The organism is Streptococcus sp. UBA632 (assembly GCF_002300045.1).
GTDB classification, from domain to species: domain Bacteria; phylum Bacillota; class Bacilli; order Lactobacillales; family Streptococcaceae; genus Streptococcus; species Streptococcus alactolyticus.
Genome location: NZ_DBPA01000046.1, coordinates 1 through 20081 on the forward strand (window position 1 = coordinate 1; position 20081 = coordinate 20081).

At 40.0% G+C, this 20081-nt stretch carries 20 protein-coding genes; 5 read left to right on the forward strand and 15 right to left on the reverse strand.

Annotation, left to right across the window (positions count from 1 at the left end):
- Positions 1 to 58 precede the first annotated feature (58 nt).
- From B3473_RS05810 to mnmA, 6 genes are all read right to left on the reverse strand, one after another.
- Positions 59 to 331 carry a Veg family protein gene (locus B3473_RS05810; protein ID WP_154455094.1) on the reverse strand — a complete coding sequence of 91 codons (273 nt, stop codon included), beginning with the start codon at positions 329 to 331 and terminating at the stop codon, positions 59 to 61.
- Positions 332 to 358: 27 nt separating this feature from the next.
- A complete protein-coding gene (gene dnaB / locus B3473_RS05815) occupies positions 359 to 1723 on the reverse strand; it encodes a replicative DNA helicase (protein WP_154455093.1) in 1365 nt (454 codons plus the stop codon).
- 36 nt (positions 1724 to 1759) lie between these two features.
- Positions 1760 to 2212 (reverse strand): 50S ribosomal protein L9, encoded by a 453-nt coding sequence (gene rplI, locus B3473_RS05820; protein WP_154455092.1) that lies wholly within the window; start codon positions 2210 to 2212, stop codon positions 1760 to 1762.
- Complete coding sequence (locus tag B3473_RS05825) at positions 2209 to 4188, reverse strand: DHH family phosphoesterase (protein ID WP_293677894.1); 1980 nt, start codon at positions 4186 to 4188, stop codon at positions 2209 to 2211. Before B3473_RS05825 ends, rplI begins: the two co-directional genes overlap by 4 nt.
- Positions 4189 to 4272: 84 nt before the next feature.
- A complete protein-coding gene (gene mnmG / locus B3473_RS05830) occupies positions 4273 to 6177 on the reverse strand; it encodes a tRNA uridine-5-carboxymethylaminomethyl(34) synthesis enzyme MnmG (protein WP_154455090.1) in 1905 nt (634 codons plus the stop codon).
- 256 nt (positions 6178 to 6433) lie between these two features.
- On the reverse strand, positions 6434 to 7555 hold the full coding sequence (gene mnmA, locus B3473_RS05835; protein ID WP_154455089.1) for a tRNA 2-thiouridine(34) synthase MnmA: 1122 nt from the start codon (positions 7553 to 7555) through the stop codon (positions 6434 to 6436).
- A 237-nt stretch (positions 7556 to 7792) separates the two neighbouring features.
- Between mnmA and sdaAB the strand changes: the two genes are divergently transcribed.
- The 3 genes from sdaAB (at position 7793) to B3473_RS05850 (ending at position 10074) form a co-directional block, all read left to right on the forward strand.
- Positions 7793 to 8464: an L-serine ammonia-lyase, iron-sulfur-dependent subunit beta gene (sdaAB, locus tag B3473_RS05840; protein ID WP_154455088.1), complete on the forward strand. Its 672-nt coding sequence runs from the start codon at positions 7793 to 7795 to the stop codon at positions 8462 to 8464.
- 11 nt (positions 8465 to 8475) lie between these two features.
- A complete protein-coding gene (gene sdaAA, locus B3473_RS05845; protein WP_154455087.1) occupies positions 8476 to 9348 on the forward strand; it encodes an L-serine ammonia-lyase, iron-sulfur-dependent, subunit alpha in 873 nt (290 codons plus the stop codon).
- An 87-nt stretch (positions 9349 to 9435) separates the two neighbouring features.
- On the forward strand, positions 9436 to 10074 hold the full coding sequence (locus B3473_RS05850) for an HAD hydrolase-like protein (RefSeq protein WP_154455086.1): 639 nt from the start codon (positions 9436 to 9438) through the stop codon (positions 10072 to 10074).
- 104 nt (positions 10075 to 10178) lie between these two features.
- On the opposite strand, the gene B3473_RS05855 is transcribed toward B3473_RS05850, so the two are convergent.
- From B3473_RS05855 to yfmF, 8 genes are all read right to left on the reverse strand, one after another.
- Positions 10179 to 10745 carry a LysM peptidoglycan-binding domain-containing protein gene (locus B3473_RS05855; RefSeq protein ID WP_154455085.1) on the reverse strand — a complete coding sequence of 189 codons (567 nt, stop codon included), beginning with the start codon at positions 10743 to 10745 and terminating at the stop codon, positions 10179 to 10181.
- A 135-nt stretch (positions 10746 to 10880) separates the two neighbouring features.
- On the reverse strand, positions 10881 to 11678 hold the full coding sequence (locus B3473_RS05860; RefSeq protein WP_154455084.1) for an energy-coupling factor transporter transmembrane component T family protein: 798 nt from the start codon (positions 11676 to 11678) through the stop codon (positions 10881 to 10883).
- Complete coding sequence (locus B3473_RS05865; RefSeq protein WP_154455083.1) at positions 11671 to 12513, reverse strand: energy-coupling factor transporter ATPase; 843 nt, start codon at positions 12511 to 12513, stop codon at positions 11671 to 11673. The genes B3473_RS05860 and B3473_RS05865 overlap by 8 nt, the downstream gene beginning before the upstream one ends.
- Positions 12489 to 13331: an energy-coupling factor ABC transporter ATP-binding protein gene (locus tag B3473_RS05870; protein WP_154455082.1), complete on the reverse strand. Its 843-nt coding sequence runs from the start codon at positions 13329 to 13331 to the stop codon at positions 12489 to 12491. The genes B3473_RS05865 and B3473_RS05870 overlap by 25 nt, the downstream gene beginning before the upstream one ends.
- Positions 13328 to 13870, reverse strand: a complete 543-nt coding sequence (gene pgsA / locus B3473_RS05875; RefSeq protein ID WP_154455081.1) for a CDP-diacylglycerol--glycerol-3-phosphate 3-phosphatidyltransferase — start codon at positions 13868 to 13870, stop codon at positions 13328 to 13330. The genes B3473_RS05870 and pgsA overlap by 4 nt, the downstream gene beginning before the upstream one ends.
- A 13-nt stretch (positions 13871 to 13883) precedes the next feature.
- Entirely contained in the window at positions 13884 to 14828 is a 945-nt protein-coding gene (locus B3473_RS05880; RefSeq protein ID WP_154455080.1) for a helix-turn-helix domain-containing protein, read from the reverse strand.
- 67 nt (positions 14829 to 14895) lie between these two features.
- Positions 14896 to 16188, reverse strand: coding sequence for an EF-P 5-aminopentanol modification-associated protein YfmH (yfmH, locus tag B3473_RS05885; RefSeq protein WP_154455079.1), 1293 nt, complete (start codon positions 16186 to 16188; stop codon positions 14896 to 14898).
- Positions 16189 to 17433: an EF-P 5-aminopentanol modification-associated protein YfmF gene (gene yfmF, locus B3473_RS05890; RefSeq protein WP_269725646.1), complete on the reverse strand. Its 1245-nt coding sequence runs from the start codon at positions 17431 to 17433 to the stop codon at positions 16189 to 16191.
- A gap of 87 nt (positions 17434 to 17520) precedes the next feature.
- On the opposite strand from yfmF, the gene yaaA reads away from it, so the two are divergent.
- Both yaaA and recF read left to right on the forward strand, forming a co-directional pair.
- Complete coding sequence (yaaA, locus tag B3473_RS05895) at positions 17521 to 17892, forward strand: S4 domain-containing protein YaaA (protein ID WP_154455077.1); 372 nt, start codon at positions 17521 to 17523, stop codon at positions 17890 to 17892.
- 1 nt (position 17893) lies between these two features.
- The gene (gene recF, locus B3473_RS05900; RefSeq protein WP_154455076.1) at positions 17894 to 18997 is read left to right on the forward strand and encodes a DNA replication/repair protein RecF; all 1104 of its coding nucleotides are present in this window, start codon (positions 17894 to 17896) and stop codon (positions 18995 to 18997) included.
- A 43-nt stretch (positions 18998 to 19040) separates the two neighbouring features.
- Here recF and B3473_RS05905 read toward each other — a convergent pair whose 3' ends face one another.
- Positions 19041 to 19907, reverse strand: coding sequence for a GRP family sugar transporter (locus tag B3473_RS05905; RefSeq protein ID WP_154455075.1), 867 nt, complete (start codon positions 19905 to 19907; stop codon positions 19041 to 19043).
- Positions 19908 to 20081 lie beyond the last annotated feature (174 nt).

Below are 20081 nucleotides of genomic sequence, written 5' to 3' on the forward strand. Positions count from 1 at the left end.
TACGTTTAGCTATGAAGGCTAATTCTAAAAACTCTTACCACTTACTAACTATCAATGATTAATCAAAATAATGAATCAATGTTTTTTCGGTCAGAATATCTGAGTAGGTGTATGATTCAACGTAAGAATTGTTGATGGCACCTGGAACATCTGAGTTTTCATTGTATTCCACGATGAACAACGATGGGTAAACTTCTGTCAAACGACCGATTTTATTTTTTTCACGTTTGCGACCATTTTCTAGTGTCAATTCAACCAATTGACCTTCATGGGCTTTGATTTCTTCTTTGATTTTTTTCATTTTGGCTACATCTGCAAATGCATCACTCATTTTATTACCATACTCCTTTTAAATGGTTTAATTGCGTTCCTCAAATGGTGCAATACTCGAAAATTTATTGTATTCCTTTTGGAAGATTAGTTTGACTGTTCCACGTGCACCTGAGCGGTTTTTCTCTAGGATAACCTCGATGGTGTTATCCTCAACAGCATCATCTTGCTCTTCCCCTTCACGACGGTAGTAATCATCACGATAAAGGAAAGCCACGATATCAGCATCTTGCTCGATAGAACCAGATTCTCGAATGTCTGACAAAACAGGACGTTTGTCTTGACGTTGCTCAACACCACGAGATAACTGACTCAAGGCAATAACAGGAACTTTTAATTCTTTTGCTAAAATCTTCAATTGACGTGAGATGTCAGAAACCTCTTGTTGTCTGTTTTCAGGACGAGTTCCTGTGATGAGCTGCAGGTAGTCAATGACAATCAAGCCCAGCCCCTCATCAAATTCTTGCGCCAATTTTCTAGCACGCGCCCTGATTTCAGTGATTTTAATCCCTGGTGTGTCGTCAATATAAATAGGTGCCTCGGCTAAAGCACCTTGAGCAATCGTTAGGTTATTCCACTCTTGATCAGTGAGTTGCCCAGTTCTTAGATGGTGTGAATCGACCATGCCTTCTGCTGCTAGCATACGATCGACCAAGCTTTCAGCTCCCATTTCCAAGGAGAAAATAGCAACTGGCTTTTCTTGTTTCGTTCCAACATTTTGAGCGATATTCAAGGCAAAAGCCGTTTTCCCCACCGCAGGACGAGCCGCTAAAATGACCAGTTGATCTGGATGTAAACCTGTTGTAATCTTATCCAAATCACGAAAACCTGTTGGCAAGCCCGTCACCTCGCTAGTCTGATGCGAACGCGCTTCAAGGTTTTCATAATTCACCTTCAAAACCTCTGAAATACGTCGGAAACCACTGCGATTGCTATGCTCATTGATATCAACCAAGGCTTTCTCAGCTCCAGCAATAAGTTCTTCCGAATCAGTCGTTCCATCATAAGCAAGGTTTACAGTTTCTGTCAAGCGTGCGATGATATTACGCAAAGTGGCTTTTTCAGCCACAATCTTTGCATAATATTCCGCATTGGCACTGGTCGGTACACTATTGACCAACTCAACAATGTAGGATAAGCCACCGATATTTTGCAAGTCCCCTTGATTGTCTAAAATCGTCCGAACGGTTGTCGCATCAATGGCTTCATTGCGATCAGAAAGAGCAATCATGGCTTTAAAAATAATCTTATGGGCGTACTTGTAAAAGTCATCTGGGCTCACATACTCACGAACGGTAATCAGTTTGTCTGGAGAAATAAAAATGGAACCTAAAACCGATTGTTCTGCCAGTAAATCTTGTGGCTGAACCCTTAATTCAAGATTCTCCGCCAATGTTTTTCACCTCCCCGTGCCTTTTTCAACAACCGATTACATTTCTTTGATGTTCAATTTGATATCTGCACTGACTTCTTTGTGCAATTTAACAGGAACTTCGATCATGCCAATCGCACGAATTGGGTGGTCTAATGCAATAGCACGTTTGTTAACTTTCAGACCGTATTGTTTTGCCAATTCTTCAACGATTTTTTTAGCTGTGATAGAACCAAAAGTGCGTCCGTCAGGACCAACTTTTTCAGAAAATTGCACGACTGTGCTTTCTTTTTCAAGTTCGACTTTCAAAGCTTTGGCTTCTGCTAAAATTTCAGCTTGCGCTTTTTCTTCTGATTTTTGTTTGCCTTTTAATTCGCCAATGGCTTGGTTTGTTGCTTCTTTAGCAAGGTTCTTTTTAATTAAAAAGTTTTGAGCATAGCCTGTTGGTACTTCTTTGATTTCCCCTTTTTTCCCTTTTCCTTTAACGTCTGCTAGAAAAATAACTTTCATCTTGCAACCTCCATATTTTCTTTTAAATCATTATCAATAACGGTAATCAACGATTGCTCGGCTTGAGCAACCGTAACATCTGACAGTTGACAGGCAGCTAGGGTAAAGTGACCTCCGCCCCCCAATTCTTCCATCATGCGTTGCACATTAATCTTGCTCCGACTGCGGGCTGAAATAGCAACCTTGTCAGGTGCAACTTTTACAATCACAAAAGTGGCTTCAATACCAGCCAAGGATAACATGGTATCTGCAGCTTTACTAGCTGTAACCTTACTGTAAATCGTTCCCTCTTCACCACTTGCAATGATGATATTATCATACAACTTACGCCCTCGAAGAATCAATTCATTTACCAAACGATATTCTTCAAAATCAGTTTGAGAGATGTTTTGAATTTCGACGGTATCGCTACCTTGAGATCTGAGGTAACTAGCCACATCAAAGGTTCGGCTGGTTACGCTAGCTGAAAAATTCTTCGTATCTAACATGATACCAGCCATTAAGATACTAGCTTGAAACTTACTAAGTCGTCTCTTTGAATTCTGAAATTGAATCAGCTCACTCACCAATTCACTCGCGCTGCTTGCACCACTTTCAATGAAAGATAGTATCGCATTCTCTGGGAAATTACTATCTCTGCGGTGATGGTCCACAACAATCACATATGTAAACTTCTTGTAAAGTCTATCTGACAAGGTCAAATCTACTTTGGAGTGATCCACCATGATTAGAAGGGACTTTTCCGTTACCATGTGAAGAGCCTGATCCACAGTCACCAATTTCGTTCTACCCTCTTCCTGCAGCCGTTTAATGGCACGCTTGATGTCGGGGCTCATCTCGTTGGGATCGTAAACTACGTAAGCCTCTTCGATGATATTGCTGGCAAAAAATTGCATCCCAACAGCAGCTCCAAGAGCGTCCATGTCCAAGTTTTTATGCCCCACTGTAAACACACGGTCAACACCTTTAATGTGATCAGAAATAGCAGTCATCATGGCACGTGTCCGTGTCCGTGTTCGCTTAACTGTTGATACCGAACCACCTCCAAAATAAAGGGGTTTTTTATATTCACCATTTTCGCAAACAACAACTTGGTCACCCCCACGAACAAGGGCCGTATTAAGATTTTGAAGGGCTATTCTACCGATTTGCTCATGGTTATCATCTCCATAAGAAACCCCCATACTCAAGGTCAGAGGCAATTTATACGATTCTTTTACCTGCTTTCGAAAATCTTCTAAGACGGTAAATTTGTCCTCAATTAAACTGCTCAAAACAGCATAATCTGTAAAGAAATAAAAGCGGTCCATATCCACTCGACGGTAAAAGATATTCTTTGTCTTTGTAAAATTCGATATGAAATTAACGATAAAACTATTGATTTGTGACGTTTCGGCATCTGATAAATCATCCGTCACATCATCATAGTTATCAATCGAAATAATCCCAATTACAGGACGCAACAAAGCAGCATCCCCCAACTGGCGATTTCCCATCGAACTGTCAAAAAAGTAAAAAATACCAGACGACGAATCGATATAAGAAGAATACTTGTTACCATTAAGCTCAAAGGTTTGACTGGCATCTCCTTCACGTTTGTTGCTGATAATCTCTTGAATGAGATCTGCCTCAAACTCCCCTTCCTCACTAGTAAAAATCAACTCAGAATAGGGATTAAACCACTCCACCTCATTGGTTTCTTGGTCAAATTGAACCACACCAACAGGCATTTGTTCCAACAAATTCTTTAAATTGACCTCAGTCTGGTCATTTAATAGCTCAACTTGTTCCAACTCTGAAAACTCATAGCTTTCTTTTTGGTAATACAAAAGCGCAACAAGTGAAAGCACGACCAAAAAACTAGCGAGCAAAATAGGTGTTTGTGTATGAGCAAGCCTAATGCAAATCGCTAAAATACTAAATAAAATGAAGCCTATCATCACCAAATGAATGGTTGCAAATCGAAATCTTTTCATTGAATAACCTCTTAGTATGTTATTATACCATAAAACAGCCCTATTTAGTAGAGCTGTTAGGCTAAGAGATTGAAAAATATAGTCTTAATTTTGTGAGTGTTTATAGCGTTTTTGTTTGCCTTCCAGATATACCATCAAAATAGAAATATCAGCTGGATTCACCCCTGAAATACGACTAGCTTGACCGATGGTTTCTGGATTGATTTTCTTGAATTTTTGACGGGCTTCTGTCGCAATAGAATCAATGTCATCCCAATCAATATTGGCTGGAATGCGTTTTTCTTCCATTCGTTTCAACTTTTCGACTTGGTCGAGAGCTTTATTGATGTAACCTTCATACTTTATTTCAGTTTCTAACAGTTCAATAACTTTGCTATCCAATTCTTCCTCAGCTGGTCCGACAAAGCTTGTGGCAATGTCATAAGTGATTTCAGGACGACGCATGAATTCTTTGGCTGTTAAGGCATCTGTTAAAGGTTTAAATCCTAGTGCTTCAATGCGTTCGTTGGTTTCTTTGATAGGTTTTAATTTAACAGTTGACAATCTTGTCAACTCGTTGTCAAATTGACGTTTACGCTCTTGGAAACGTTGGTAACGGTCATAATCTACCAATCCAACACGATGACCGATTTCTGTCAAACGCATATCAGCATTATCATGACGCAAAATCAAGCGGTATTCTGCACGGCTAGTCAACAAACGGTAAGGTTCCAAAGTCCCTTTTGTAACCAAATCATCAATCATAACGCCAATGTAGGCGTCACTGCGTTTCAAAATCAATTCTGGTTTTCCTTGGACTTTCAAGGCAGCATTGATACCAGCTACAATTCCTTGCCCAGCGGCTTCTTCATAACCAGATGTTCCGTTAGTTTGACCTGCTGTAAACAAACCTGAAATGGTCTTTGTTTCAAGGGTTGCACGCAATTGGTGTGGCAAAACAATATCGTACTCAATCGCATAACCCGTGCGCATCATTTCTGCATTTTCAAGACCTTTGATAGAATGCACCAAATCCTTTTGAACATCTTCAGGCAGACTGGTTGACAAGCCTTGAATATACACTTCCTCTGTTTCACGACCTTCTGGTTCTAAGAATAACTGATGGCGTTCTTTATCCGCAAAACGCACAATCTTATCTTCAATAGATGGGCAATAACGAGGTCCCACCCCTTTGACAATTCCTGAGAACATCGGTGCACGATAAAGGTTTTTATTGATAATATCGTGACTGTCTTGGTTGGTGTAGGTCAACCAGCAAGGAATTTGGTCTTTCAGGTAATTTTCATCCTTAGACATAAATGAGAAATGATTTGGGTTCTCATCTCCAGGTTGAATCTCGGTTTCATCGTAATTAATAGAACTTGCCTTCACACGCGGTGGTGTTCCTGTTTTGAAACGTCCAATTTCAAGCCCAAGTTCTTTCAAATTATCCGCCAACCCAACAGAAGCCAAGCTATTATTTGGACCAGATGAATATTTCAACTCTCCTAAAATAATTTCCCCACGAAGAGCAGTTCCTGTTGTGATGATCACAGCCTTAGCTGAAAATTTCTGATTTGTCGCTGTACGCACCCCAACAACTTTGCCATCTTCAACCAAAATTTCCTCAATCATCGATTGACGCAATGTCAAGTTTTCTTGTTGCTCAACGGTATGTTTCATTGTTTGAGAGTAAAGAGCTTTGTCCGCTTGGGCACGAAGGGCACGCACAGCAGGACCTTTACCTGTGTTGAGCATTTTCATCTGAATATAGGTTTTGTCAATATTTCGTCCCATTTCACCGCCAAGAGCGTCAATTTCACGGACGACAATCCCTTTTGCAGAGCCACCAATGGCAGGGTTACATGGCATAAAAGCCAACATCTCTAGGTTAATGGTCGCTAGAAGGGTTTTACACCCCATACGAGCTGATGCCAAACTCGCTTCAACACCAGCATGCCCAGCACCAACAACAATTACATCATAATGTTCAGAAAATTCATGTGTCATGGTTCACCACAATATCACGTAAACATCCTTCAGCAATGTTTACGAAAAGCTTTCCTTTCCAACTAAAATCAAATGACTAAAAACACAAAAAATAGCCAAAGCCTCGAAAATCGCACGTCAAAAAACGTACCATTCTCATGAGCTTTGACCATCATGAATATTGTTATGGTTATTGTATCAAATCAGTTTCAAATGTCAAATATCTTGCTGATTATTTTAACCATTTTGTTAGCAACTTACTTTACAGACTTGTCAACTAAATGTATTGGCAAGCAACGCCATTTTTATAGGCCATATCAATGATACCGCCGCCTAGGCATTCTTCACCGTCATAGAAAACAACGGCTTGGCCTGGTGTGATGGCACGTTGTGGTTCAGCAAAGACAACTTCTGCCTTGTCCCCTTTTACATGAACCGTCACTTTTGAGTCTGGTTGACGGTAACGGAATTTGGCCGTCACTTCCATTGTAAATTCTTCAGGCATTTCACGTGTAAAATGAACGCTTGAAGCGTCAAGGCTAGTTGACATGAGTGATTCATGGTAGAAACCTTGACCAACGTAAAGAATGTTTTGTGACAAATCTTTTCCGACAACAAACCAAGGTTGGTTATCGCCACCTTGTTGTCCACCGATACCAAGGCCGCCACGTTGACCAATAGTATAATACATCAAACCAGCGTGTTCGCCCATATCACGACCATCAACTGTCATCATACAACCTTTTTGCGCTGGCAAATAATGACTAAGGAATTCTTTGAAGTTCTTTTCACCGATAAAACAAATACCTGTTGAATCTTTTTTCTTGGCTGTGGCAAGTCCTGCACGTTCTGCAATTTTACGAACTTCAGGTTTTTCCAAATGCCCAAGAGGGAACATCACTTTTTGCAATTGTTCTTGTGATAATTGACTCAAGAAGTAAGTTTGGTCTTTGTTATTATCGGCCCCACGTAGCATATGAACAGTACCGTCTTCATCACGAGAAACTTGGGCATAATGTCCAGTTGCTACATAATCAGCTCCAAGCGTCATGGCATAATCAAGAAAGGCCTTAAATTTAATTTCCTTGTTACACATCACGTCTGGATTTGGTGTGCGTCCTGCTCGGTATTCTGCTAAGAAATACTCGAAAACGCGATCCCAATACTCTTTTTCAAAGTTTACAGAGTAGTAAGGAATGCCGATTTGGTCAGCAACAGCTGCTACGTCTTTGTAATCTTCGGTTGCCGTACAGACACCGAATTCGTCTGTGTCGTCCCAGTTTTTCATGAAAACACCAATAACATCATAACCTTGCTCTTTTAAAAGCAAAGCTGTCACTGACGAATCAACGCCTCCACTCATACCGACAACAACACGTGTTTTTGAATTATCTGTCATGATAATCCTCCCATCAAGATATTTTTTTCCAACATAGGCTTGAAGGGCCCAGTTTTTCAAAAATCGATTTGAAGGTCGATTTTGAATGCGTGAAACCACGCAACTTCTATTATACCATGAAATAGTATTTCTGTAAGTCTTTTACCCGTAATGACAAAGCTTTTCTCTTTTAACATCGTTTACCCTTTTTCATTCCTCTGTTATAATAAGAAAGCATAGATTAACAAAGGAGTTCGCATGAAAAACCTTAAATTCCAATCTGTATTTGATATTATTGGTCCTGTGATGATTGGTCCTTCAAGTAGCCACACGGCTGGGGCTGTTCGTATTGGAAAAGTCGTCAACTCGATTTTTGGAGAAATTCCTGACACAGTGACCTTTCATCTGTACAATTCATTTGCCAAAACCTACCGTGGACACGGAACAGATAAAGCTTTAGTAGCAGGTATTCTTGGAATGGATACCGACAATCCTGACATTAAAAACTCACTAGAAATTGCGCATCAAAAAGGTATCCGCATTTATTGGGATATTCTCAAAGATAGCAATGCGCCGCACCCCAACACAGCGAAAATCACTGTGGAAAAAGGCGATAAAACCATGAGTATTACGGGTGTATCCATCGGCGGAGGAAATATCGAGGTCACCGAGCTAAATGGTTTTTCGGTATCTCTGAAGATGAACACACCAACATTGATTATTGTTCACCAAGACATTCCTGGAATGATTGCCAAGGTTACCGATATTCTCTCAGCCTATCATATCAATATTGCTCAAATGAACGTGACGCGTGAAAGTGCGGGAGAAAAAGCTATTATGATTATTGAAGTGGACTCACGCGACTGTCATGAAGCCGTTGAGAAGATTCAACAAATTCCACATTTACACAATGTTAATTTCTTTGATTAAAAAGGAGAGGTATGTTTTATTCTATAAAAGAACTGGTCGAACAAGCTAACAGTCGTTTCGACGGTCATATTGCCGAATTGATGATTGCTACGGAAATGGAATTGAGCGGTCGCAGTCGTGACGAAATTTTGCATATCATGACACGCAACCTCGAAGTCATGAAACAATCTGTCATCGACGGCTTAACGCCAAGCAAATCCATCAGCGGATTAACTGGGGGAGATGCCGTCAAAATGGACGCCTATCTCAAATCTGGTAAAACCCTATCTGACACCACTGTTCTGACAGCCGTTCGCAATGCCATTGCCGTTAATGAACTGAATGCCAAAATGGGACTGGTTTGTGCCACACCGACTGCGGGGTCTGCTGGTTGTTTACCAGCTGTTTTAACAACAGCGATTGACAAACTCAATCTTTCTGAAAAAGAGCAGCTAGACTTCTTGTTTACGGCTGGAGCTTTTGGCCTTGTTATTGGAAATAACGCTTCTATTTCAGGTGCCGAAGGAGGGTGTCAAGCGGAAGTTGGCTCTGCCTCTGCCATGAGTGCGGCTGCCTTGGTTCAAGCTGCTGGTGGTTCTGCCTTTCAAGCCAGCCAAGCGGTTGCCTTTGTCATTAAGAATATGCTTGGGCTTATTTGTGACCCTGTTGCTGGTCTGGTAGAGGTTCCTTGTGTCAAACGTAATGCTCTAGGTTCTAGTTTTGCCCTCGTTGCCGCTGATATGGCCTTGGCTGGTATCGAATCACAAATTCCAGTGGATGAAGTTGTCGATGCCATGTATCAAGTTGGTTCAAGCCTACCGACAGCTTTCCGTGAAACTGCAGAAGGCGGTCTAGCAGCCACACCAACTGGACGACGCTTACAAGCTCAGATTTTTGGGGATTAAGTTAGATATTTTAGTATTTCGATACCAAAACATCTAACTTGACATAGTTGTCAATACAAAGTTGACACAGTTTACAAAGGAGTAAATATGACATCTGTTTTATTCGACCTCGATGGAACATTGGTAAATTCTAGTCCTGGCATTCTTGCTGCCTTTCATTTTGCTTTTGAACGATTACAACTTCCTTTACTAACAGATAAAGAATTGTCAACATTTATTGGTCCACCTTTGGAAGTCACTTTTGCCCAATATTTCACAGAAAAAGATGATATTGACCGTGCCATACAAACGTTTCGTGAGTACTATAATCAAAAAGGTGTCCACCAAGTTTCACTTTATCCTGGGATTGCTGACTTGTTGGAGGAATTAAATCGCCTAGGCTACTCTTTATACGTCACAACCAGTAAGCATGAACCCATGGCCCAACTCATGTTGACAGAACTTGGCATTATGAAGTATTTCAAACAAGTTTATGGCTCTACGCCTGAACATTTTCATAAAGCTGATGTGATTGCAACCTGCCTCAAAGACCACCAACTCCCACTTGATACAACGGCTATTATCGGGGATACCAAATTTGATATGATTGGTGGAAAAGAAACAGGTATCCGTACTATTGGGGTAACTTGGGGCTTTGGTAGTAGCGAGAGTTTGAAAGAACATGATGCAGAAACCATCTGCCAAACGCCACAAGATGTGCCAAAAGCTCTTCAAGATTTACAATAATAGTTAAAAGCAACCTTTTCTTAGGTTGCTTTTTTGTAACATTATCAATAGCAAAAAAAGAAGGTTGCAATAACCTTCTTTTTGATTTATCTATGATACTTATCTTAGTACCAACCGTTAGCATTCCAGAAAGCCAAGGCTGCTGACCATGAACCGTAGCGGCTTGCTACATAAGCGTCTGCAACGCGTTCTTGGTTTTCAGGTGAAAGGTCACCGTTAAGATAAGATGAAGTCAATTGGTAACGACCATAGTATTGTCCGTTTTGTGCTGTGTAGCTACCGCTTGATTCACGTTGTGCGATTGTTTCTTTCGCTGCTGCATCTGATGAGCTAAGTGATGATGAGTAGCTTGAAGTTGTTGTAGTTGCTGCAGGTGCAGATGCTTCAACAGCGGGTGTTTCGCTAGCTGTTTGTGCAGGCGCTGCTGCTGCGTCCAATTCAATTGTTTGACCAACAGTGATGAAGTGGATATCAGAAATACCGTTTACTGATGCCAAGTAGTCAACTGTTGTGTTGTGTGCTGAGGCAATCTTAGAAAGAGTATCTCCTGATTGAACAGTATAAGAATCAGCTTTAGCTACTGATGGGGCCAATAAAGCCGCTGCGAATGCTGCACCAGCAACTCCTAACTTAACTGATTTAGATTTTGTTTTTAAAATATTGTTTTGCATTATATGCTCCTTTTGATTTCTAACTTAGTACAGGATATATAATACAGGGTTTATGTTACCTCCGTTTTAGTCTTTTGTTAAGAATGTTACAAAAAGATTGATATAACATAAAGAAAACGCATTCAAAAACAGGTTTTAGCTTTCTTTAAGGAAAAATAAGGCTATTCCCAAGGCAAATAATACCATTAACGCCATGGTATCACGACTTTGCCATTGCAAGATACGGTATTTGCTTCTACCTTCTCCTCCTTGATAACCGCGTGCCTCCATCGCCAAGGCCAGAGCATCCGCACGTTTAAAGCTAGAGGCAAACAAAGGAATTAAAATCGGAATGATGGATTTTACCTTTTGGAGAAGGTTTCCTTCACCAAAATCCACCCCACGCGCCCTCTGAGCGTTCATAATACGTGTGGTATCGTCCATCAAAGTTGGCACAAATCTCAAACTCAAAGACAACATCAAGCCAATTTCGTAAGCAGGTACCTTCAAACGTGCAAAGGGCTTCAAGAGTGATTCTACCGCATCAGCTAGACTCAGTGGCGTTGTGGTTAAGGTCAAAAGAGTTGAAAAACAGATAATCAACACAAAACGAATGAAAATCAAAATTGCTTGACTAAGCCCGTAACTGGTAATCTTTAGAAAACCAAGTTGAAAGTAAGTTTCACCACCATGAGTGAAAAACATCTGAAATAAGGTAGTAAATAGAATAATACCAATCATAGGCTGAATGCCCTTTAAAAAGAAGCTTAATTTTAACTGCGATAGCAAAATGATAACCAAAGTAAAGCCAATCATGATGGCATTGGTGACGACATTATTCGCCCAAAAAACGATAATGACATAAGCAATCATAGCCAGCAACTTACTTCTTGGGTCTAGTCGGTGAATCAACGAATTTCCTGGGACGTAGCGTCCTAGTATCAATTTATCCATGTGTAATAACCTCTACAAATTCCTCTATCGTAATCGGAAGATTCTCCAATTTTAGCCCCCTATCCACTAAATCTTGGGCAAATTGAGTGATTTTAGGGACTCCTAGTTGTTTGCTCTTCATAAAGGCAACATCTTGAAAAATAGTTTTAGGATGCCCTGAGCGGACCAAGTGCCCACCTTCTAGGATATTAACATGGTCAGCGTAGTTAGCAACGTCATCCATTAAATGAGTCACAAGGACAATTGTCATGCCATTTTGGTGTAAGGTTTTAAATAGGGTCATTAATTCACGGCGTCCTTTGGGGTCAAGACCAGCTGTTGGTTCATCCAAGACCAAAATATCTGGTTCCATGGCTAAAATACCTGCAATCGCCACGCGCCTCATCTGACCACCTGAAAGTTCAAAAGGATTTTTATCAAAAAATTCCTGACCGATACCCACCATGGCTAATTTATCACGTGCGATATCTTCGGCTTCTTCTTTTGACACACCAAAATTTTGCGGACCAAAAGCGACATCTTTGAGAACGGTTTCTTCAAAGAGCTGACTTTCTGGAAATTGAAATACCAAGCCCACTTTTTTACGAACAGACTTGATCTCTTTGTTTTTAGAATCGGCTGTTATCTTAACATCATCCACCAACACACAGCCCTTAGTGGGGACATTTAAACCATTTAGCAACTGCATAATCGTTGACTTTCCTGAACCTGTATGACCAATGAAAGCGGTATAAGAGCCCTCTGTAATGCTTAAGTTAATGTTAAAAAGGGCACGCCCTTCAAAAGGTGTCCCCGCTTGGTATGTATAATCTACGTTTTCAAGAGTAATTCCCATAATTGATCCTCTAAATCTTTTTCTGTCAGGTAGTTTTGGGTAAAATCAAAGCCTTTGTCTTTTAAAGCTGAGATGAGATTTGTCGAAAATGGAACATCAAGCCCCAAGGTTAGCAAGTCATCCCCTCTATTAAATAATTCTTCTGGGGTTGAGCTAGATTCCACTTTTCCTTTTTTCATGACCAAGACGCGGTCACTTAAAGCCACCTCATCCAAATCATGCGTGATAGAAACCACTGTCATCTGATATTGCTTGCGAATCTCTCTAATCGTTTTGATGAGCTCTAGGCGACCTTCTGGATCCAACATACTCGTCGCCTCATCCAAAATAATAATATCAGGCTGCATGGCTAGAGCTCCAGCGATAGCCACACGTTGTTTTTGACCACCTGAAAGACGTGACGGCTCTCGGTCAGCAAATTCAGACATGCCAACCAAGTCCAAAGCCTTTGCCACGCGTTCCTTCATCTCATCCAAGGGAATGCCTTTGTTTTCAAGACCAAAAGCCACATCGTCTTCAACCGTAGCGCCGACAAATTGGTTATCTGGGTTTTGAAACACCATGCCTATCTTGTGGCGAATATCCCAGACATTGTCTTCGGTCAATAAATCACCTTCGATAAAAATCTGCCCAGATTCTGCAGCCAATAAACCGTCTAACAAACGTACCGTGGTCGATTTTCCTGATCCATTATGCCCAATAATAGACAACCACTCCCCTCGTTTCACGTGAAACGATAAATCATCCAAAGTGTTGTGTTCTTGATTAACATCGTATTTGAAGGTCAAATGCTTCACGTCAATGCTATTTGATGTCATTTAAACGTATCCTCAAACAGGAATCCTGCTTTTCTGAAATAATCATACCCTGAGTAAATGGTGAAGATAAGAGCAACATAAAGTAAAATGGTTCCTATCAATGTGAAGTGACATAATAGGAAAATAATAGAAAACATTTGTGTAAATGTTTTGATTTTCCCAGGCATTTCTGCCGCCAAAACCGTTCCACCATTTTCAACTAATAACAAACGCAAACCTGTAACTGCCAATTCACGGCACACAATAATAGCTGCAATCCAAGCTGGTACCATATTCATAGCCACCAACATGATAAAGGCTGTCATGACTAGCATCTTATCTGCTAATGGGTCAGCAAATTTACCAAAATTGGTCACAACTTTCCAGCGTCTTGCCAAATAACCGTCTAAATAGTCTGTGATGCTCGCGATGGCAAAGATTGCCGCAGCGACAATATGACCAGTCATGTTATTCCAAAAAACCAAAACCAGAATAAACACAGGTATCATGACGATACGCGCCAAGGTTAGTAGATTGGGGATATTTTCTTTTTTTATCATGTTCATTTTCATCCTATTGAATATTAAGTGTAATATAACTCAAAGTTGTGCTTGTGATGGCTGAAGTATCAACTTTTTGTCCGTTAATTGTTACTGTAACACCTTTTGTCACTCCTAGAGTAATCACTGATGATTTAGTTCCTGAAGCAAGGGTTGCAGAGTAACTTGTTGTACCTGTTGAAGAAAGGAGAACCCCTGAATCTCCTGAGGCTGAGTTGGTAACAGATACCCAACTGCTGTCAGCTCCTGATAACGAAATATCAACCGTCACAGTGTCTGGTACATTTGATAGATTCACAGTCAAATTGCTACCACCACCTTCTGTCGTCATTTTCAACTTGTTGTCAGACGATGATGAACTTGTTGACGTTGATGTTGATTCAGAAGAGCTTGAACTACTTGTCGACGATTTGCTATAAACGACAGAATAATCGGTATTCGCAGTGCGGCGGTCGCTTTGCAATTGATTCCACGTTACCAATGACACAAATGCCAAAATTCCCAAAGCCACCAAAGAAAGGAGGATAATCGGAATATAAGACGCTGTCACTTCTTCATTTTTATGACGGCTTGAACGTGAGCCAACTACCATATCATCTGTTCTCACGTTTTGAGAAACACGTTGTGTGCTTGTTGGTGTTTCTGTTTTGTAAGGGACTGCTTTAGAAGTAGGTGCAGCTTGTTTTGGTGCTGGTGCCTTTTTGTCTTCCTTAACAGGTTTAGCTGCTCTTTGCTTACGGTATTTCGCCAATAAATCAGCCGTATCCAAATGAACACATTCCCCATACTTTTGTATGAAATCTTCAATCTGATTTTCAGGAATTAATTGAAACTGCTCCAATTCCAAGGCTAACAGATAAGACGATGAAATGGAGGTTTTTTCTTCAACTTCTTCTAATGTGAGATGTTGTGCAACTCGACTTTCTCTTAAAATATCACCAATCGTTTGTTCTTTCATGTAAAGTTATCCTTTAATAAAAATATAATCAGTTCTATTATAGCAAAATTTTCACAGTATTTCGCTTTTATTTTGGCAAGATTGTGAATTCTGTGACGTCAGCTGTTTTCAGAAAATGCATTCCTGTTTCCACTACTTCTGTGAAAGTAAGACTTTCCAAGAGCGTTGGAATAGTAAAATAATCGCCCTTACCAAGATAATTCACAAACTGCATCCCCAACTGCTCAATAGAATCCAATTCTCTAAAAAATGCCCCGTATAATTCTCTTTTGACAATCGTAAAATGTTCTTCTGACAAGTCAGCTAAGGCTGCGCTGTCATGACTAACCTTATCCAAATGCTTTCTGATTTGATTGAGCATGGCAATCGGTTCTAAAGTATCTAGCGACACCATGACAAATTGAAAGGCTGAGTGGATTTCCATTTCAAAATCAAACGAATCGTCGATATAACCTTTTTTATAAAGGTCTTGATAATAATGGGAAGTCCAACCAATCACCATACCAAAAAAGAGTTTTAAAGCCAGTTCTTGTCGCAAAACAGATTGGTGACTCTCAAGCGGTTGCCCACGAAAACCAATAGCAATCTTAGGCTGCGTAATATCCATTTGAATATTGCTGCGTGGCACGACAGGGTGGTAAGCTAACGCCTCTTTTTCAATCACGCTCTTATCAGCAGGCGTTTTTTCCTCATCTTTTTCAGTCAAAGAAGCCAAAACAGCGTCTTTATCAAAATGACCGACCAAAACTAAGGTCATATTGTCAAGTTTATAAAACGTTTGATGACTCTCCTGCAAATCAGCCAAGGTCATTTTTTCCAAACTAGCATTGCTACCTGCGATATCTGTCGCCAAGGCTGTATTGGGGTAAAGATTTTCAAGAACACCTTGATACAAGCGATAATCAGCATCATCTTGATACATGGCAATCTCTTGCCTGATAATGTCTTTTTCCTTTAAAACCGATACTTCTGTCATAGAAGCTTCTAAGATAAAGTGCCGCAACACATCAAGGTTTTCATTGACCTTATCAACGGTTGAAAAATAGAAACACGTTTTATCAAAAGTCGTAAAGGCATTGACCTCAGCACCTAAATCAGTGAACTGAGTTGTAACGTCCTTTCCTTCTGCCATTTCAAATAATTTATGCTCTAAAAAGTGAGCCAAACCTTCTGTATCTTGTTTCAAATGGTTATTACTAATGAATTGGGTATCCATCGAACCATATTGAACGCTGAGTAAAGCAAAGGCTTCCTTAAACTCATTTTTTGGAATCAAATAGACGGTTAGACCATTTTGCAAAGTGGTTGAATAAACCGTTTCTTGACTATCTAAAAAAGTGTGTTCATTTAAAGTAACCATCTATTTTCCCTCCAAAAAGTAGAGTGCTTGCAAGGCTATCTCTTTTGAATAAGCTACAACATCTGCTTTACAAACATTGTCAACCTCTTTGACTAAAGTGTCAACACCACGACTACCTATGCCATGATAGTCATTATACACCCGCTCAATAGTCGCTTTAGGCGAATCGCCAGATAGGACAACGTTTGTTTTTATCAGTTCTTTCGTACGGTTCAAAAAGGTTTCTGAGAATCGTCCTGATTTCAAATGGGACAATTGCTTGTTGATAAGTTTTAAAACCTTCATCTGATTCTCAGCGTCAATCCCAGCGTAAACATTGAGTAAACCCGTGTAAATATCAAAGCAACTGCCAATCGTATAGGCCAAACCTTCTTTTTCACGTAATTCCTCAAATAAACGCGAATGTGAAAAACCGCCAAATAAACCATTGAAGACTAATAAAGTCGCGTAATCTTCATCAAAATAGCGTGTTGGAAAATAATACCCCAACTGTAAGACCGACTGGCTGACTTCTCTCGTTTCTACCTGTTCTCGAATAACATTGCTCTTGTCTTGGTTGTAAGCAAAACGCAAGGTTTTGTCACGATTTTCAAACGGGAATTTATTGAACAACTGCAACATACGGTAGTCATCAAATTCTCCCAGTAAAAAGATGTCCAACTGGTCTTCTCTAAGCATTTTTTGAAATTCTTGGTAGGCGGTGTAGGAATTTTCAGCAGCAACCAAATCAGCCGTACCATACTTAGACACTTGAAAAACAGGGCTATCGTAGAAAATCTTCTTCAAGCCTAACTCACTACTGTAAAAACTATCATCATTATCCACTCGTAAATACTGAATCAAATTGGCTTGCTCAATGTCAAAAAGCTTCGTCTGGTACTGTTCAACAGTGATAAGAGGCGAAAACAAGGTGTGATACAAAAAATCAATAATATCTTCTAAAATATTTTCTCCTGTCTTGACCAGACGATTTTTCAAGAAAGAGATTTCGATATCCACGATATGCACTAAGCCTTTGGTTGAAACCTTAGTTGACAAACTAGCCCCGTAAAGACTAGCCAAACGTTCTCTGAATCGCTGAGCTGTCGGATAAGTCGCATTTGCCGTTGCTAAAATCTGTGCCACCAAGACACGTTTTGCTACGGTTTCCTGCTGAAATTCTCCCGAAAAGCGAAAGGTTAGGTGGTTCATTTTAAATTGTTCGTTTTGGATTAGGTGTAACGCCACGCCATCAACTAATTTCATGATAAATTCCTTACTAAAAAACCTTAATTACCTAAAATTATACCATGTTTATGTTATAATTACTTGGACTACAGAATGGAGAATGCAATGAAATACACATTATTTGATGATTTTATCACCTTACAAGCCTTGTTAAAAGAACTTGGCATTATCAAAAGCGGAGGTGCTGTCAAAGGCTACTTGGCTGAAACCGCTGTACTTTTTAATGGAGAGGATGAAAAACGCCGTGGAAAAAAACTTCGTGTTGGTGATGTTATTACAATCCCACACGATGCCCTTGAAATTGAAATCGTAGAACCAACACCTGCTGAAAAAGAAGAACACCAACAAGAAATGGCTGAAAAAAAACGTGTGGCTGACTTGGTTAAAACCTTGAATAAGCAAGCAAAAACCAAAACCAAGAAAGACCAACCAAAACAAAATAAAACACGCAAGCCAGTTCGTTTCCCAGGAACTTAACATGTGGATTCAAAAAATCACTTTAAAAAACTACCGCAATTACACTCAAGAAGAATTGACCTTTTCTTCTGGTTTGAATGTCCTTCTTGGTAAAAATGCCCAAGGAAAAACGAATTTCCTTGAAGCCATTTATTTTTTAGCTCTGACCAGAAGCCACCGCACACGAACAGATAAGGAACTCATTCATTTTCAACAGCAAGACCTTTCGGTATCAGGTTTGTTGCAGCGTTCCAACGGTCGAACAACCTTGGATATTCAGCTGTCAAGCAAAGGGCGCTTCACCAAGGTCAATCACCTCAAACAAGCCAAACTGTCTGATTACATCGGAACAATGACCGTTGTTTTGTTTGCTCCTGAGGATTTACAACTTATCAAAGGGTCACCTAGCTTGCGTCGTAAGTTCGTAGATATTGATTTGGGGCAAATTAAACCGATTTACCTATCTGATTTATCCCAGTACAACCATGTGCTAAAGCAGCGCAATACCTATCTCAAAACAGCAGCAAAAGTGGACGCTCAGTTTTTAGACGTTTTGGATGAGCAATTAGCAGAATTTGGTAGCCGCGTCATCCAGCAACGGTTGCAATTTATAGCCAGTATGGAACAAGAAGCTGACCGCTACCATCACACCATTTCAAACCAAACAGAGCACCTGAAAATACACTACAAATCTTCCATTCCATTTACAGAAACAACGAACTTAAAAGAACATTTTTTACAAGCTTTGCAAAAAGCACGCCAACGTGATTTACTCAAAAAAACGACCAGCGTTGGACCACATCGGGATGATTTAGCCTTTTTTATCAACGATATGCCCGCTGGTTTTGGCAGTCAGGGACAGCATAGAAGCCTAATCTTGTCTCTCAAAATGGCAGAGGTGGAACTTATCCAACAAAATACAGGCGATTATCCTATTTTATTACTTGATGACGTGATGAGTGAGTTGGACAATTACCGTCAAACAGAATTGCTCAAAATGATTATTGAAAAGAACGTTCAAACCTTCATCACTACGACAAGCCTTGACCATCTTACCCAAAAACCAAAAGACCTAAAAGTCTTTACCGTTACTAACGGCGTGATACAAGAAAAAGCTGAGTCTTAAGACTCAGCTTTTTTATTGCTTACGTTGACAAAGTTGTCAAGGCTTAATATGATTTAACAAATCCAAGTAAGACTGCTCCGACGATGAAGCAAGCAATACCAATGGTCAACCAACGCATTTCCTTGCGTGTTTTGGTTTCTCCCAAGAACAAGATACCACCAACGATAGAAATGACAACCCCTAATTGTGAGAAACTAAAGGCAATAGCCAATCCTGCTTTAGCAGCAGCTAAAAGCATAAAGATGTTACCAACTCCCCACATCAAACCAACCAAGGTATTTTTAAGAACAACTGGTTCAAATTGAATTCGGAATTTCATGAAAATCATAGCTCCCAAAACCATACCAACTGACATTGGGAAAATAACAGCTAGTGCGTCAAATTTCATGATGTTGTTAAACAAAATCGTGTATGACAAATAACCAACAGTTGAGTAAGTTAAGGCACGGAAACCTTTACCAAAGTCTGTCATTTTATTTGTTTCAGCGTTGTCAGAATCACGTTTACTTGTAAAGTAGAATCCGATAACCAATAAGATTAGGGCAATGATACCAAGTGTGTATTGAATTGGTTTGCTCCATTCACCAAAGACAATAGCACCAATCAAGCTACCAAATACCAATTGGGCACCACTAGACAATGGATTCCCGACAGAAACCCCCATATACTGCATGGCACGGAATTGACCGTTTTGCCCCATAGACCAAAGCATTCCCCCAATGATACCGAAAACCCAGAGGGAAACTGACATTTCTGGTCGAACAAACAACCAAACCACAAATGCAAACAAAAGGGCACCTAATGTCATCCCTAACGTTTGTTGATTGGGTTTACCACCAATTTTATTACTAACAAAACCAATACTTCCCCATGCGAACATAGGAACTAATGCATATAAAATACCTTGCATGTCTTCTCCTTTATTATCTTGATTTACAAATAGTCTAAAAAGTATCCGTTTACATTATGATGAAAATTTTTTACACTTTTTTGCAAACATAGTTATATATTTTACCATAATTTTCATTATTTTGTAAAGGAAATAATGGATTTATGTCAAATAAAAAGAGAGGACGCTTGTCCT